The following is a 16,852-nucleotide window of genomic DNA, read 5'->3' on the forward strand; positions in this document are numbered from 1 at the left end:
AAAACCCGTATGTTCAACATACGGGTTTATTATATAGATACACAACGTCATAGCTTTGCTTAGTTATGACCATAATAATATTTGTATTAAATTAAGTATTTAGGTTGTTTATTTATACATTTCTTCAAGCTGCTTTTGAATATCTGCATTTTCTAGGTATTCATCATAAGTAATCTGTTGTCTATCCATTAATCCCTTAGGAGTAATTTCTATAATTCTATTAGCAACAGTTTGAACAAACTGATGGTCATGAGACGCGAATAGTATTGTTCCGCTAAAGTTAATTAATCCATTATTAACTGATGTTATAGATTCAAGGTCAAGATGGTTAGTAGGCTCATCAAGAAGTAAAACATTAGCTCCACTTAACATCATTCTTGAAAGCATACAACGAACCTTTTCTCCTCCAGAAAGTACATTAGCATTTTTTAATGCTTCTTCCCCTGAGAAAAGCATTCTTCCAAGGAAACCTCTTATAAAGCTTTCTGATTTTTCTTCTGAGAATTGACGAAGCCAATCAACTAGGCTTAAATCAACACCTTCAAAGAATTCTGTATTGTCCTTAGGGAAGTATGATTGAGAAGTAGTTACTCCCCATTTGTAGCTTCCACTGTCAGCTTCTAATTCTCCCATTAATATTTGGAATAAAGTAGTTTTAGCTAATTCATTTGTTCCTGCAAAAGCTATCTTATCACCTTTAGTAACTATAAAGCTTACATTATCTAAAACTTTTACACCATCAATTGTTTTAGTTAATCCATCAACTGTAAGTAGGTCATTTCCCGCTTCTCTTTCTGGGTTAAAGCCAACAAAAGGATACTTACGTGAAGAAGGTTTTATATCATCTAAAGTTATCTTATCTAATTGCTTTTTACGTGATGTAGCTTGTTTTGATTTAGATGCATTAGCACTAAATCTAGCAACGAAGGCTTCTAACTCTTTTATTTTTTCTTCTTTCTTCTTATTCTGATCCTTAGCCATTTGTAATGCTAACTGACTTGATTCATACCAGAAATCATAGTTACCAACATAAAGCTGTACTTTTCCAAAATCAACGTCAACCATGTGTGTACAAATCTTATTTAAGAAGTGTCTATCATGGGATACAACTATTACTGTGTTTTCAAAATCCATTAAAAAGTTTTCTAGCCATCTGATAGATTTTAGATCTAAATGGTTTGTAGGCTCGTCTAGTAAAAGTATATCAGGTTTTCCAAATAAAGCTTGAGCAAGTAGTACTCTAACCTTTTCTGCACCATCTAAATCCTTCATTAATTTATCGTGAAGCTCTACCCCTATTTCAAGTCCCATTAAAAGAGCAGCAGCCTCAGACTCAGCTTCCCAACCATTTAACTCTGCGAATTCACCTTCTAATTCAGATGCTTTTATTCCATCTTCATCTGTAAAATCTGGTTTTGCATATAAAGCATCCTTTTCTTTCATAATGGAATATAATCTTTCATGTCCCATTATTACTGTTTCTAATACTGGATGCTCATCAAACTCAAAGTGATTCTGCTTTAATACAGCTAATCTTTCTCCTGGAGTTATTATAACTTCACCAGTATTCGCTTCCACTTCTCCAGATAATATCTTTAAAAATGTAGACTTACCTGCTCCATTAGCCCCTATAACACCATAACAATTTCCTGGTGTAAACTTTATATTAACATCTTCAAATAATTTACGACCACCATATCTTAAGCTTATATTACTTGTACTTATCATATTTTACAAATCCTCCATTAATGTTATATATAATTTGCATTTTCAACCTTACTTATAAAAGTGAGATTTATATCGTTGCTTTTAAAAGGAAATATTAGCGTCTGATAGTTATAAAAAATATCCACTAATAAGGTAACTTACTATGTTTGCAAGCAACTATTGCCCGTCGAAACCACTCGAATATTATACCATAATTAAATAACATAAGCTATAAGATTTTCTTCTATCCTTCACTATTGCTTTTTAAGCTAACCAAGTCTACTAATTTTTTCTAAAGGATACTTTTAAAATATGTTAGGAAAGTATATAATTTTCTGTAAATAGTATTAATTAAGGAGAAGAATTATGTACATTGTATCTTACAGCGAAACTTACAATAGAATAATAAAAAGTCTTAATAGTGTAAAGTGGTCACAAAGCTGGTCTATAGATAGATTTTGCATTGATAGTTATATTCGGAGTAAAGTATTTACCGATGAATTAAAAAAATTAGTAGAAAAAAAAGATTTTACTGCTAATGGATGTGTAAATCTATGTAAACCTCTGCTAGACCAATTAGCTATGGATGATTCACCTACAGATTGGCTCAATTATATATATCAATATACATTAAACAAAAATTTTCCTGAAGCTACTACTATAGATTTATCTGACAAATTAGCAGGCCCTTGTGAGATATACTTAAAAATATTTATCATATTATGTGAAACACAAAAAAAAGCTGCAGATGGAAGCTGGCAAAGTGAATACCCTATAGATTTTTTGACCTTAGAAGAAGAAAATGAACTTGAACATCCTCAAGAATATAGAAAATTTGTTAAAGCATTTAATGATAATTACACTTATGAAATGATGAAAATAAATGGAGAACTGACGGGCTTTACCACTCTAGATCACGTATGTGGAGTACATTATCTTTCTCTCTATTTATCCCGCCAATTAAAAAGTATAGGTATTACAGTAGACTTAGGAAGGGTTTCTGGTGCTGCTGGCGGTCATGATATAGGAAAATATGGTTGTAAAGGTGCAGAACTTAAAAGAGTTCCTCATTTACACTATTATTATACCGATCAATGGTTTAAGAGACATGAAATAAATTATATAAGAAATATAGCTATAAATCATTCTACTTGGGATTTAGAACTTGAGAATCTTTCCTTAGAATCCTTACTTCTAATTTATTCAGATTTTAGAGTAAAGGATGAAACCCTTAATGGTATAAGACAGATGAAGCTTTTTTCTTTGGAGGATGCCTTTCATGTAATTTTAGATAAACTTGAGAACGTAGATAGTAAAAAAAATAACCGATATAAAAAGGTCTATTCTAAGTTAAAGGATTTCGAGGATTTTCTTATAAACTTGGGCATAAACCTAGTACCAAAACACAGATTTACTCTTAAAAAGAAGGAAAAAGAAAACTACACTCTATTACAAGGTAATGATATAGTTCAGAACTTAAAATATCTATCCATAAACCATAATATAAACCTAATGCACCAACTTCGTGACGAATATTCCCTTGAAGATATATTAGACTTAGCTCGAAGTGAAAAAGATTGGAAAAACCTGAGGGAATATATAAGAATATTCGAGGAGTACTCTACTTATCTTACTCAGCAGCAAAAACTTCAAACCATCAAATTTTTATATGAGAATCTTATTCATCCAGAGGATGACATAAGAAGACATTGTGCAGAATTAATAGGAAATTTGATTGCCATTTTCGATGAAGAATATAGAAAAGAACTTCCTGAAAATGTTACTCCTTTAATTAATTCTATAAATAGCATTGATCTACTAAAAGAATATTTTGAATCAATGCTATCTCCTGGACACAACGTTATACCTTCACACAGATTTAATATTGGCTATAGTCTTAGCATTATGATAAACTCTCTATTCCTTACTTGCAGAAACTCCCTAACAAATCACTATAGAGAGTGTATTTTAAATTATTATTCAGATGAAAAATATAAAAATACGGAATATGACCTTTTTTTACTTGAAACAGCAAAGTTTATACCCTTAAATCCATACGATGATAACTTAGAAGTGATTTTTTCATATGTTTTTTCTAAATTAAAAGAAGAAAACACTATCCTTAGACTTGAAGCTATAGAAGCATCTTTAGTCTTAATAAATAAGCTGCCATTTTACCATAGCTTTACAGAAAAATTAAAACTACATTTTATCTCTATAACTACTAAGAGTAAAATTTCTGCGGAAAATCTTTTGCTATTTAAAATTAATACTGCATTAGGCTTAACTGAAAATATAAATATTTTCAAATACTATTGTGAATTGAGTAAAAGAGCTGTTACTGATATTTTTCTAAGTAATCTAAAAGCGGCTACTGATTGGATAATAAAAAGAAACCAGATAGAACTTCTTTTAAGTCATGCCCTGGAAGACCCTCATTCAAATGGACTTCATACTGCTATACATTTTTGTAACTTATTGAAGGTAAGTGCCATAGAAAGTATACGGAACCTTGCAGGGAAAGCGGTTTTAAAAATTATGCCTAAGCTTACATTTGCAGAAAGAAACGAAGTGGCCGTTGAGTTACTTAGAGCACTGGAAATCGAGGGAAATAAATTCACAGAGTATATCCCTAGATATGCCGGCCAAGCTATTTTGTGGCTGAAGCCAAGAGAATTAGATGAGCTTATAGAGGATTGCATAGTAAAAATTAAGAGCTCCAATATAAACTTAAAATCATTAACTCTAAAAACTATTGGTATAACTATATCAACCTATGATTTATATAAAACTCGCTTTGAGGAAGGTAAGCAATCATATTATAATAGATTAAATAAAATGCTTGGGATACTATTAAATGGACTTGGAAATTATGAGCCACAAGTTAAACAATCTGCCTTTAGTGTTATCGGTAAAGATATTTTTGGTACAACTTCTCTTTCTTTAGAGAAAAAAGAAGTCATTTTTAAGCTTATAGCTAAAAAAGTCCTTACTCTTATAACTACTAATGACAGTCAAGAACTTTTATTTCTAACAAGATCTGCTAGTTTGAATCATATATATAGGTTTATATCAGATTTTACCTTTTCTTACGGGGAGATAAATATACCTATACCGGATAAGGTGGCTTTTTTTCCAGGAACCTTTGACCCTTTTTCTTTAAGCCACAAAGAAATAGCAAAGCATATACGTAACTTGGGCTTTGAAGTATATTTAGCAATTGATGAATTCTCTTGGTCCAAAAAAACTCTTCCAGGTCTTTTAAGAGCAAATTTAGTTAATATATCTATATCTGATGAATTAAACATATATATATACCCAGGTATATTACCTGTAAATATTGCAAATGAAGAAGACTTGAGTATTTTAAGACAGAACTTTCCAAACTCTGAAGTTTACATAGCTGTAGGAAGCGATGTTGTTATTAATGCCTCAAGCTATAAGCTTCCTAAAACTAAAAATTCTATACATACCTTTTCTCATATAATTTTTGAGAGAGGTAATGATAAAAACTTTGATGCTTCAGTGAAAAGTATTGATGGAGATGTCCTAATATTAACTCTATCCTCCAAATACTCTGATATTAGCTCTACCCAAATTAGAAACTATATAGATGAAGACAGGGATATATCTAGTATGGTAGATCCTATGTCTCAGCAATATATATATGAAAATGGTTTTTACCAAAGAGAGTCTCAGGATAAGTCTTTAATTACATCGCCATGGCTTGATATAGAAGTGTTAGAAGATTTTAATGATGATATATTTGATAAACTGTGCTCATGCACCTCAAAGGTTAATGATTTCTTTAAAAGTAAATTAAAAGAAATAGCCTTGAAACCATCTGCAACAATAGTTATGCTAAAAAACACTAATAACAATCAGATTTTAGGTTTTTCTATCTTTCATTGGATTCCTTCATCTACATTATATAATGAATTTAAGAATTCCGAAGTATCTCAATACATTCGGGAAAATAGCGTAGGAAGAATAATACTACTTGATGGAATTTTTATGAAAAATACATATAGATATAAGGAATTTGAACATATACTTCTCACTGAAACTCTATCTCTATGTGTATCAAAGGATTATGAATATGCTATATATAAAAACTTTTTTAGTAACAATACCGTTTCCCAAGAAATTTATACTCCATTAAGACTGCATGGTTTCGTCAAAGTTCCCTTTAGTGATAATACTAATCCTGTTTATGCTGTTAACATGAGCGCTCCTTGCGTATTAAATCTAGATATACAAAACATACTTAAGGAACCTTTTATAAGTGATCCAAAGGTAAAACACATAATATCTGTTTCCCGTAAAAAGCTTCAAGAAGCGATAACTAAACTTTACCCTGGAGAACTAATTTTATCTTATGATGCAAACTTTGTACATCAATCCATGATAAGAAAGATTTGTAATGAAAATAATGTACCAACAGAAACTTTAGTGCCAAGAACCTTGGGTCCATCAATGTGTGTACCTTATGGAGATATATTAGACAGATATATAATTCCCAATACTGTTACTAAAGCTCTGCATACAGAAAAACTTTTTAACCCAGATATGAAAAATTTTAGAATAGGTGAATTCCCTCACTATTTAGACTTAAAAACTCAAGTTAAAATGATTGATTCCTTTAATAGACCTGTAATTTTAGTAGATAATTTACTACACAAAGGACACAGAATAAGGGCTTTAGATCCTATTTTGAAAAATGAAGATGTAACGGTACAAAAAATAATTGTTGGTGTTCTTTCAGGAAAAGGAAAAGATATAATGGATATGCAAAATAGAAATGTAGATAGTATACATTTCATACCAAGACTTAAGTTATGGTTTAATGAAAATGCTCTTTATCCCTTTATAGGTGGAGATGCTATTTGGCGTGGTTCTTATCCTGAGAGAAATCTTCTTCCATCTATTAACTTAATTTTACCTTATACTTTTCCAACATTTATAAGGAATGCTTCAAAATCCGCAATATATGAGTTTTCAAAAACATGTATACAAAATTCAATTAACATATTAGAAGTTCTAGAAAATGAGTATCATATTGTTCATGAGAAGAATTTGAATTTACGATCTCTAGGTCAAGTATTTACTATACCTAGATGTCCAGATATAGGTAAGAACGTTGAGTACAATTTAAATTTAAGTGCATCTAGCTATCTAAAAAATGACCTTGAGCTTTTGACAAGGCTAAATCATGCTTTTGAATAGACATGCAAACCCGAAACTTAACTTATGTTCCGAAATATATTTCCATGTTTCGCCACGTTAAATATTTTTAATTAATCTAAAGCTCTAATTCTGGAAAAATCTAAGAAGCATAGCTAAACTCGTACCTCAAACATAGCTAAGCTTCTAAGATTTTTCTAGAATTCTCGCTAAGATTAATAAAAAAATATTTAAATCTAATCTCAACATCGGAAATATACTTCTACACATAAGTTAAGTTTCTAGATTACATATCATCACCAAAATACCTGTTATAATAATTGTTAAGAGAGGAGTACTATTTTATGAATAAAAAGTTGTTTTACTATGAATTACAAAATAAAATTTTAATAGCTAATAAAAAATATCCTTTTGAGGATGTTTCAGAAGATTTTGCCTCTAGCTACGAAGGTAGTTTATTTGCTCTAAATAGTTTAGATCCTAAAAAATCCAGAAGAAGTTTCTGTGTTACTAATCCTCAGAACTTATTTATTAAGGAAGAAAACCTAGATTTATTAAAAGACAATAGTACTGAAAATATAAATTTACCTGATTGGGTTATGGAACATATTAATAATAGAAATATAACTTCTGTAAATACTTCTTATCCTAGTTGGAAGGAGGTTTTGTCTAGTGGTTTTCCTATAGTTACGAAAGGAAATGAGAATTCCAATAAGTGGCATATAACTGTAGTAGGTCTTGGCGATGTGGGTGGAACTTTGATAACCGGACTTCGACTTTTAGGTGGAGATTGTATATCTAGAATTAATATCTTTGACAAGGATGAAAATAAAATGAAAAGATGGGAGTATGAGTGTAATCAAATTCTTTCTCCTTCCTTTGAACAGAGTTATCCTGTAGTGGTACCTATAAAAGAAGATGATTTATTTAACTGCGATATGTTTGTATTTTGTGTTTCTGTAGGTGTACCTGAAGTCGGAAAAGAAGATGTGGATGTAAGACTTGCTCAGTTTCAAGGAAATTCAAAGATAATCAGTTATTATTCTAAACTTTCTAGAATAAATAATTTTAAAGGTATATTTGCGGTAGTTTCCGATCCTGTAGATTTACTTTGCAAAACTGTTTTTGATGAGAGTAACAAAGATTCCAGTGATACTTATGATTTCAATGGCCTTTCACCAGAGCAAATTAGAGGATATGGATTAGGAGTTATGAATGCAAGAGCTAGTTATTATGCCTCTCAAAATAAGGAACATATTCATTTTTTAAAAAATGGTCGGGTATTTGGTCCACATGGTGAAGGACTAATAGTTGCTGATAGTATAGAGAACTATAATGACGAGATTTCAAATTATCTAACAGATAAAACTAAAAAAGCAAATTTAGAAGTTAGATCTATTGGTTTCAAACCTTATGTAGCTCCAGCCTTATCTTCTGGATCATTATCTTTAATATCTACAATTAAAGGTGACTGGCATTATAGTGCTACTTTTTTAGGCGGTGCTTTTATGGGATGTAGAAACAGATTAACTTCTTCAGGTATAGAACTTGAAACACATAATTTTATTCCTGATAGTCTTTTTAACAATCTTCAAAAAACTTATAACAACTTGCTTTAGCTTATATTTTTTAGAGAAATAATTTAAGTAGATTATAATTGGGGGTGAGTCTACGGATACTTTGTACATTATAGTTCCTAATAAATATATCTCAATTCAACTTCAGAAGATGATTGAAAGCTTTATAAGCAACTTTCCTTCCGTTGTATACGTAAAAAACACTAATGAGGTTTATAATTTAAAAAATAAAAAGATATTATTTGCTATGGAGCTTGGATTTACAGGTTTTGATTTACCAATGCTCAGTTTTTTCGAAGAACATGGCTCGAAAAATGAAGAATTTTTTTATGGTTCTATAGCAGCACTTCTTGTTCATAGTAATTCCGAACTAGGTACTAAAGGAGCGGCCCAAGATATTATTTTCCTAGCGAATAATTTAGGATGTGCTTTTCTGGGTAAACCTTTAGTAGAAGCTACTTCAAATATGAAAAACTTTTTGACTTGGCAAAAGGCTCTCCAAATACCTTTAGAAGACATATGCTTTGATTTATGTCGTAAGCTTAGCAAGAGACTGTTAGAATATAAAACTTCTCCAAATATAGGTAGTAAAAAGATTACAGTATTATATTCTGCTCCACATAAGTTTTCAAATACTTTAGAATTATGGCATATGATATCAAAACATTTAAAGGGCTTTAGCATAAAAGAAATACAGATTGATAACGGAAAAGTATTGGATTGTAAGGGATGTTCATTTAAGCTATGCTTGCACTATGGTAATCATAATAGTTGTTTCTACGGTGGCGTTATGGTAGATGATGTTCTGCCATCTATTGAAAAATCTGACTCAATTGTATGGTTATGTCCTAACTATAATGATGCTATAGCTGCCAACTTAACGGCTACAATAAATAGACTTACTGTTTTATATCATAAAATTAGTTTCTATAATAAATCTATGTTTGGCGTAATTGTATCTGGAAATTCTGGTAGTGACTCTGTGGCAAAACAGCTTATAGGTGCTTTAAATATAAATAAAGGCTTTGCACTTCCACCTCATGCATTAATCACTGAAACTGCTAATGATCCCAAGTCTATATTTAAAGTAGAACAGATAGAAAAAAAAGCAGAATTCTTTGCAAAACATATTATTGAAGGGTTATAATATGAAATGAGATTTAAACAAGTAGGTGATTTAATTGTATAGAAAAGGCGATTTCCATTTACACACAAAAGTTTCTGATGGAAAGTTATCTCCTAAGGAGCTTGTCAAATTAGCCCAAAAAGAGGGAACAGATATTATAGCAGTTACAGATCATGATACCATAGGCGGCCTAGATGAAGCTATTGTGGAAGGCGAGGATATTGGTGTTAAAGTTATACCAGGAATTGAACTATCAACTTTATACGAAGATAAGAGTGTTCACATTCTAGGATATTTTAAAAATATAGAACAAATTGATTTTAATTTTAAAAAATATTTAAAGGAATTAAATGAATATAGAATTTATAGAGGAGAAAAAATTATAAAAAACTTGGATAGCCTTTATAATATAAAGTTGGATTACAAATTAATACTAGAAAAGGCTCAGGGAATTATAGCACGTCCTCATATAGCTAAAGCTATAGTTGATGCTGGATATGATTATTCTTGGAACTATATATTTGAAAATCTTATAGGTGACAATAGTCCTGCTTATGTTCCAAATAAGAAATTAGCAACAGAAGATGGGATACAACTTTTGCAATCTGTAGGTGCTCTAACTATATTAGCTCATCCAGTTTTTGCACGGAATATAAACCTAGATAAATTATTGAAGTTTCCTTTTCATGGTATAGAAGCTATTTATCCTGCCAATACCGCTGAGGAAACAGAAAAATTTATAGCCTATGCTAAAAAATATAATAAAATTATTAGTGCAGGCTCCGATTTCCATGGTGTTACAAAAGATGATTCAAAACATGCATCTACAGTAGGAGAAGTATTTTTAGATGAAAAAGGTATAGAAATATTTTTACATAAGCTTAATGAAATTTAATCAGAAAGACTATATTAAAATAGATTTTACATAAAACATATTGAGTTTTTAAATAAGAAATGTAAATATGCTTTATTATAATTCTATCCTAACATAGTCTTTTTCTATTCTTTAATTATTTATCCTCTTCTTTTGTTTCATCTGATTTGCTTTCAACTTTATCATCAGAATATCCCTTATTTTCAGTTTGTGGGTTATTTATAATTCCTGCTAACACAAGAATGCCTAAAAAAGAAGTTACTAATTCATTATAGTTATCAGGGATAATATCAAGTCCAATACCCTTCAAAAAGATGGGTATAAATGCAGCTATAGAAAGCCATAATCCATAGTTTTTAAATCTATCCATAATTCTCCCCCCTTACTATTGTTTTATTAAGTATAGGGTTTATTTGTTACTATTATTTGAAACAAAAACTAGAGACTTATAAAATAAATCTCTAGTTTTCCTATATAACTTTCTCCTATAATAATTTTCCATAATATCAATTTTTCTTGATCTATGCTTCTGACAAAAATGCATTATACCCCTTAACCGCCTCATATATATCAGCCTTACTTGCAACCTCCCATGGAGCGTGCATATTATGGAGAGCTATTCCAAAGTCTATAACCTGCATTCCATATTCAGCAAGAATATAAGCTATAGTTCCGCCGCCTCCCTGGTCAACTTTTCCAAGTTCTGAAGTTTGCCAAGTAACATTATTTTTGTCCATAATTCTTCTTAACTCAGCTATATATTCTGGATTGGCATCGTTAGAGCCTGATTTTCCTCTTGCCCCAGTATATTTGTTAAATACTACACCTTTGCCAAAATAAGCAGAATTTTTCTTTTCCATAACCGATGGGAAATTTGGATCAAAAGCCGCTGTTACATCGGAAGATAGCATTTTTGAATTCTTTAATGTTCTTCTTAGCTTTAGCTCACTATAATTTCCACATAAATTCATAAGTTCAGCTAATACATTTTCGAAGAATTTTGAGTGCATTCCAGTAGCTCCTACACTTCCTATCTCTTCCTTGTCTACTAGCAAAGTTACACAGGTTTTATCTGGATTTTCTATATTCATCATAGCTTCAAAGGATGTATATGAGCATATTCTATCATCATGACCATATGCCATAATCATACTTCTATCTAACCCAAAGTCTCTAGCTTTACCAGCTGGAACTACTTGTAACTCTGCAGATATGAAATCTTCTTCAATAATTCCATATTTATCATTTAGTAATCTCAATATGTTCTGCCTAACTCTATCTTTTGCATCCTTGTCTTCAATAGGCATACTTCCTATTAATACATTTAAGTTTTCACCTTCAATAACTTTATTTGCTTTTTTATCCATCTGTTCTCCAGATAAGTGTATCAAGAGATCTGAAACTCCCACTACTGGATCACTGTCATCTTCTCCTATTACTACATTTACCTTTTTTCCATCTTTTTTCACTATAACTCCATGTATTGCTAGTGGAAGTGTTACCCATTGATATTTCTTTATTCCACCATAATAATGAGTTTCAAACAAAGCTAAATCGGTGTCCTCGTATAATGGATTTTGTTTTAAATCAAGCCTAGGAGAATCTACATGAGCTCCTAGTATTCTTAATCCTTCTTCAAAATCTTTGCTGCCAATTATAAATAATGCTAAGTTCTTATCCATGTTATTAGCATAAACCTTATCACCAGATTTTAAATTACCTTTTTCCTTTATAATCTGATCTATATTTTTATATCCTGCTTTTTCAGCTCTAGTTATAAGCTCAAGCACACATTCTCTTTCAGTTTTACACTTTGACATAAAGTCCTTATATCTTTCTGATAGATCAAATAAACCTTTTAAATCATCTTTTGAATACTTATTCCAAGCATACTCATATTTTTTAGTTAAATCCATACTCATTTTTCTCCCATCTATACCTTACTATAACGTTATCATAATGCATATAGCAAATTCTAAACTTAAATACTATAGAATTACAATAATTATAGATATTTTATTTCCTCATATTAATTATTACAACCATTTCTTCTTCTTAAAAATATATATTAGCACAAAAACTATACAAAGCATTATAAAGAGCACATAATAGCACCCGTTGTTCATTCCCATTAATGGTATTCCTCGTAAATTCATGCCGTACATACTAGTTATTAAATTTAAAGGCAAAAATATAGTAGCTATAACTGTGAATACCTTCATAAGTTCATTTGTTTTATTAGCAATTTCTGATTCAAAAGCCTCTCTAACTAAAGCTAAATCCTGAACCAAATTTTCTAAAGCAAGCATCAACTTTTCTATTTTTTTATTTAAACTCATAAAATATTCTATCTTTTCTTTTTCTATTATCAAATTATCATTACTTACTAGACTATCACCTATATACCTTAATGGGTTCAAGTATTTTCTTATCTTATATACTTGTCTTCTAAGAGTTATCAAGTTATCTATTTGCTCATGCCTAGGATTTTTCAAAATACTTATCTCTATTTTATCCGCTTGAGCTTCAAGGGCTGCTATTACATTATAGTTCTTTACAATTATTCTATCTAAAATATAGTATAGTAATACACAAACTCTTGGCTTTTCTTTCAGCATAAAACAATTTTTAGACTCCCTAATATCCTTTATCAGTTCTTCTATAATATTAATTTTATCCTTATAAACTGTTATTATATAGTCTTTACCTAAAAACACACCTAACTCTCTTGAAATAACTATTTCATTACAATAATCTAATGTATTGAAAATAATAAATATATATCCATCGAAAAAGCTTATTTTTGATGGTTGCGCAAAATTCTTACACTCATCTTCACTATCTTTATCTAACAAAATAAACTTATTAATTTTTTCAAGTTCACTTGCATGAATCAATATCCAATAGTGACTTTTTTCAAATTTAAAATTTTCAGTAACATCCTGGAGGTCCTTTGTTAAATCAAATATTCTCATAAAAACACCACCACTATAAATACAATACTGTGAAGTGAGGCTTCCTACTTAACTTTTGAAAAATTTAAGTATTCATAGTGTGTGAGGTTTAATCAGTAATTATTCCATCTATATATTCATCATCTTTTTCCATAGGTACTTTTTCTAATACTTGAAAACTATATGCTAATCCAATTTTTTTACAATCTTTTCTTGATTTTCTCAAAAATCTGTCGTAAAATCCACCGCCATAACCAACTCTTCCTCCCATTTTATCAAAAGCGAGCCCTGGAAGATAAGCTACATCTATTAGAGTTTCATCTACTTTAAATGCATTATCCCTTGGTTCCAAAATACCATATGCTCCTGGTTCTAGCTCTTCAAAATTTTTAATTTGAGCTATAATCATTCCCTCATCCTTAGATATAACTCTTGGTACACAGAGAACCTTTTCATCTTTCAGTGCTTGTTTTATAATTCTATGTGTGTCAAGTTCAGTGTCATAGCTTACAAATATAAATATATTTTTTGATTCTTTATATTCTTTGCTATTTATTATCTTCTCAAATATTGCATTATCTAATCTTTCCTTTTCCTCCTTAGTAAGAATTCCCCTTTTCTCTCTCATAAATTTTCTAATTTCCCTCTTATTTTCCACTATAATTTCTCCTTTCAGCTTCCTCTTGCATTCTTCTATCTATTATATCTACAGGAGTCTCATCAGTGGTAAGACTATACCTGTAGTTAGCAGCAGCAGCCTCAATTATGACAGCTATGTTTCTTCCAGGTCTTATAGGAACAATCATTTTTCTCACAGGAACATTAAGTATATCCATATACTCTTTATCTATTCCCAACCTATCATAATTTTGTTCCTGTTTCCACTGTTCGATGTATGTAACAAGATGTATTTCTTTCCTTCTTAATATTGAACTTAATCCATAAAGGGCTGGTATGTCAATTATCCCCATACCTCTAACCTCAACCATCCCTGATGTTATATAAGGTGATGTACCATATAGCTTTCCATCAATTTGCTTAATATCTACTGCATCATCTGCTACTAATCTGTGTCCTCTTTTTATAAGTTCCAAAGCTGTTTCACTTTTTCCTATACCGCTTTCTCCAGTTATTAATATCCCTATACCATAAACGTCCACTAGTACTCCATGAAGCCTAGTTTCTGGAGCCAACTCGCTATCAAGATAATTCATAAGTTTATTTACAAACCTTGTTGATGTAGTATCGGTTCTTAAAATCCATCTCTTATTTTTTATAGCATTCTCCATGAATTCTTCATGGGGCTGTAACTCTCTAGTTATTATAGTACAAGGGTTCTCAAATTTAAAATATTTCTCAAGTCTTTTGTTTCTTAAAGAAGGCTGCATAGCATCTAAAAAGCTCCATTCAGCCTTTCCAACTATCTGAACCCTTTCATTTGCATAGTAATTATAAAAACCTGAAAATTGAAGTCCTGGTCTATTTATATCACTAACTGTAATTTCTCTAATTTGTTCTCCTTTATTTACTACTTCAAGATTTAAATCTTTTATTAAATCAATAACTGTAACTGACATTTATTTTACTCTCCTTAATTTAATTTGTCTTTAGGTGGAACTCTTTTTATGCCTTCTAATTGTGATCTAAAATTTCTTTTCACATTATCTATATATCTTTGTCTTAATTTCTGTTGCTCCAGTTTTTCATCTTCAGTAAGACCTTCATTTTGACTTTTCTTATATAAAAAATTAATTCTTTCTATAACTTCTTCTATTCTCATTACTATCACTCCTAATGTATTTGTAATTATATTGTATTTTATTTTATATTATACTTGAATTTATTAAATAATCCAATGAAAAATCATAAAATATAAGTTTCCTAAACACAATAAAAACTTCATTAATTATAAAAATTAACGAAGTTTTTATTGTGTTTAAACATTTATTTTACTACTAAGCTACTTTTATTTAAATCATGATGAGCTTCTACGAATCTTACTGTTCCTGTCTTTGCCCTCATTACAACAGTATGAGTTACTGCCCAATCATTTTTAGAAAATAGAACACCCTTTAAAAGATCACAGTCTGTTATACCAGTTGCTGCAAAATAAACATCATCACTTTTTACTAAATCATCTATAAATAATGTTTTGGTCACATCTTCTATACCCATTTTTATACATCTTTGCTTCTCTTCTTCTGTATGAGGTTCTAGCTTTGCTTGCATTTCCCCTCCCATACATTTAATAGCTGCTGCAGCGATAACTCCTTCCGGAGCTCCTCCTGTTCCCATCAATATATCAACACCTGTATTCTCAAAGCCACATGCAATTGCTGCTGCAACGTCACCTTCACCAAATAGTTTTACTCTAGCTCCAACCTCTCTAGCAGCACTAACTATATAGTCATGTCTTTCTCTTTCTTGAACAATTACTGTAAGTTCTGTAACATCTTTATTTAGAGCCTTTGCAACATTTAGTATATTTTCCTTAGGGGATTTGTTTATATCAATGGCACCCTTTGCACCTGGACCTACAGCTATTTTTTTCATATACATATCTGGTGCATGAAATAAACTTCCTCTTGGTCCCATTGCAACTACTGCTATAGCGTTAGGTAAGCCTTTAGCAATTAAGACAGTTCCATCTAAAGGATCTACAGCAATATCCATTTCGGGCATATTTTCTTCACCTATACCTACTTTTTGTCCTATATAAAGCATTGGAGCATTATCTAATTCTCCCTCTCCAATTACAACCGTTCCTCTAACTGGCATCATAGTGAAAGCTTTTTCCATACCATCAACTGCTGCCTGATCTGCAGCAATTTTATCGCCTCTTCCCATAAATTTAGCAGAACAAAGTGCAGCTGCTTCTGTTACCCTAGCAAGTCCCATAGCTATATCTGTATTTAGCATAAGATTTTACCTCCAAAATATATATTATATATCACTTTTCATCAATTTAAAAAAGCATAAAATACTATTATGTACTTTTTTCAACAATTCGACACATTAATTTATTTTACATTTAAATATTATATCACATTTATTTCACAAAACAAGATTTAATGTACAACATTAAACCTTTACTTATATATTTTATGAAATAAAGTCTAAATTATATTGAAATATTACATCATAATAGTGATTAAATAAAGCAAATAACAATCGCTAATATATCCCACACATCAATAAACTTACATTAATTTAATTCATATTATAAAAAATACTATAAAACTTTAAAACTTTTAGACAATATTCTGTTTTTACATTTATTCCCACACACTTTAATACCAGCACTTTAATACATTTTTTTCCGTTTTTCCACATATTCTCCACAAAACAATTCACATCTTATCTACAGAATTTATGTATGTTTATGTAATAATGTGTGTTTTAATGACTAACAAAACATCTGCTTAATTTT

Annotated in this window: 12 protein-coding genes; 4 read left to right on the forward strand and 8 right to left on the reverse strand. The window is 30.4% G+C overall.

Features of this window, described 5'->3' with window-relative positions:
• Positions 1-108: 108 nt before the first annotated feature.
• Complete coding sequence (locus CLMAG_RS28075) at positions 109-1,728, reverse strand: ABC-F family ATP-binding cassette domain-containing protein (protein ID WP_066630565.1); 1,620 nt, start codon at positions 1,726-1,728, stop codon at positions 109-111.
• Positions 1,729-2,073: 345 nt separating this feature from the next.
• Between CLMAG_RS28075 and CLMAG_RS28080 the strand changes: the two genes are divergently transcribed.
• The 4 genes from CLMAG_RS28080 to CLMAG_RS28095 all read left to right on the forward strand — a co-directional run bounded on the left by CLMAG_RS28080 (position 2,074) and on the right by CLMAG_RS28095 (position 10,489).
• Positions 2,074-6,933 (forward strand): nucleotidyl transferase family protein, encoded by a 4,860-nt coding sequence (locus tag CLMAG_RS28080; protein ID WP_066630566.1) that lies wholly within the window; start codon positions 2,074-2,076, stop codon positions 6,931-6,933.
• A gap of 302 nt (positions 6,934-7,235) precedes the next feature.
• Positions 7,236-8,510, forward strand: a complete 1,275-nt coding sequence (locus tag CLMAG_RS28085) for a Rossmann-fold NAD(P)-binding domain-containing protein (RefSeq protein ID WP_066630567.1) — start codon at positions 7,236-7,238, stop codon at positions 8,508-8,510.
• Between the two features lie 109 nt (positions 8,511-8,619).
• Positions 8,620-9,615 carry a flavodoxin family protein gene (locus CLMAG_RS28090; RefSeq protein ID WP_066630640.1) on the forward strand — a complete coding sequence of 332 codons (996 nt, stop codon included), beginning with the start codon at positions 8,620-8,622 and terminating at the stop codon, positions 9,613-9,615.
• 34 nt (positions 9,616-9,649) lie between these two features.
• Positions 9,650-10,489, forward strand: a complete 840-nt coding sequence (locus tag CLMAG_RS28095) for a PHP domain-containing protein (protein WP_066630568.1) — start codon at positions 9,650-9,652, stop codon at positions 10,487-10,489.
• A 115-nt stretch (positions 10,490-10,604) separates the two neighbouring features.
• Here CLMAG_RS28095 and CLMAG_RS28100 read toward each other — a convergent pair whose 3' ends face one another.
• The 7 genes from CLMAG_RS28100 to glpX form a co-directional block, all read right to left on the reverse strand.
• The gene (locus CLMAG_RS28100; RefSeq protein ID WP_175562214.1) at positions 10,605-10,838 is read right to left on the reverse strand and encodes a holin; all 234 of its coding nucleotides are present in this window, start codon (positions 10,836-10,838) and stop codon (positions 10,605-10,607) included.
• 151 nt (positions 10,839-10,989) lie between these two features.
• Complete coding sequence (locus CLMAG_RS28105) at positions 10,990-12,390, reverse strand: aminopeptidase (RefSeq protein WP_066630572.1); 1,401 nt, start codon at positions 12,388-12,390, stop codon at positions 10,990-10,992.
• Between the two features lie 114 nt (positions 12,391-12,504).
• Positions 12,505-13,443 (reverse strand): magnesium transporter CorA family protein, encoded by a 939-nt coding sequence (locus CLMAG_RS28110; RefSeq protein ID WP_066630574.1) that lies wholly within the window; start codon positions 13,441-13,443, stop codon positions 12,505-12,507.
• An 88-nt stretch (positions 13,444-13,531) separates the two neighbouring features.
• Positions 13,532-14,080, reverse strand: coding sequence for a 5-formyltetrahydrofolate cyclo-ligase (locus CLMAG_RS28115; RefSeq protein ID WP_066630576.1), 549 nt, complete (start codon positions 14,078-14,080; stop codon positions 13,532-13,534).
• On the reverse strand, positions 14,070-14,999 hold the full coding sequence (gene hprK, locus CLMAG_RS28120) for an HPr(Ser) kinase/phosphatase (RefSeq protein ID WP_066630578.1): 930 nt from the start codon (positions 14,997-14,999) through the stop codon (positions 14,070-14,072). The genes CLMAG_RS28115 and hprK overlap by 11 nt, the downstream gene beginning before the upstream one ends.
• A gap of 14 nt (positions 15,000-15,013) precedes the next feature.
• Positions 15,014-15,202: a DUF896 domain-containing protein gene (locus CLMAG_RS28125; protein WP_066630584.1), complete on the reverse strand. Its 189-nt coding sequence runs from the start codon at positions 15,200-15,202 to the stop codon at positions 15,014-15,016.
• A 164-nt stretch (positions 15,203-15,366) separates the two neighbouring features.
• Positions 15,367-16,341 carry a class II fructose-bisphosphatase gene (glpX, locus tag CLMAG_RS28130; protein WP_066630586.1) on the reverse strand — a complete coding sequence of 325 codons (975 nt, stop codon included), beginning with the start codon at positions 16,339-16,341 and terminating at the stop codon, positions 15,367-15,369.
• Between the last annotated feature and the right edge of the window lie 511 nt (positions 16,342-16,852).

The sequence above is a fragment of the Clostridium magnum DSM 2767 genome, assembly GCF_001623875.1.
In the GTDB taxonomy this organism is placed as follows: domain Bacteria; phylum Bacillota; class Clostridia; order Clostridiales; family Clostridiaceae; genus Clostridium_AM; species Clostridium_AM magnum.

Bases quoted from the DNA above. Each gene is read 5' to 3' on its own strand.
- CLMAG_RS28080 (WP_066630566.1), top strand. From the start codon at position 2,074: ATGTACATTGTATCTTACAGCGAAACTTACAATAGAATAATAAAAAGT.
- CLMAG_RS28105 (WP_066630572.1), bottom strand. From the start codon at position 12,390: ATGAGTATGGATTTAACTAAAAAATATGAGTATGCTTGGAATAAGTAT.
- glpX (WP_066630586.1), bottom strand. From the start codon at position 16,341: ATGCTAAATACAGATATAGCTATGGGACTTGCTAGGGTAACAGAAGCA.
- CLMAG_RS28085 (WP_066630567.1), top strand. From the start codon at position 7,236: ATGAATAAAAAGTTGTTTTACTATGAATTACAAAATAAAATTTTAATA.
- CLMAG_RS28090 (WP_066630640.1), top strand. From the start codon at position 8,620: ATGATTGAAAGCTTTATAAGCAACTTTCCTTCCGTTGTATACGTAAAA.
- CLMAG_RS28100 (WP_175562214.1), bottom strand. From the start codon at position 10,838: ATGGATAGATTTAAAAACTATGGATTATGGCTTTCTATAGCTGCATTT.
- CLMAG_RS28075 (WP_066630565.1), bottom strand. From the start codon at position 1,728: ATGATAAGTACAAGTAATATAAGCTTAAGATATGGTGGTCGTAAATTA.
- CLMAG_RS28125 (WP_066630584.1), bottom strand. From the start codon at position 15,202: ATGAGAATAGAAGAAGTTATAGAAAGAATTAATTTTTTATATAAGAAA.
- CLMAG_RS28110 (WP_066630574.1), bottom strand. From the start codon at position 13,443: ATGAGAATATTTGATTTAACAAAGGACCTCCAGGATGTTACTGAAAAT.
- hprK (WP_066630578.1), bottom strand. From the start codon at position 14,999: ATGTCAGTTACAGTTATTGATTTAATAAAAGATTTAAATCTTGAAGTA.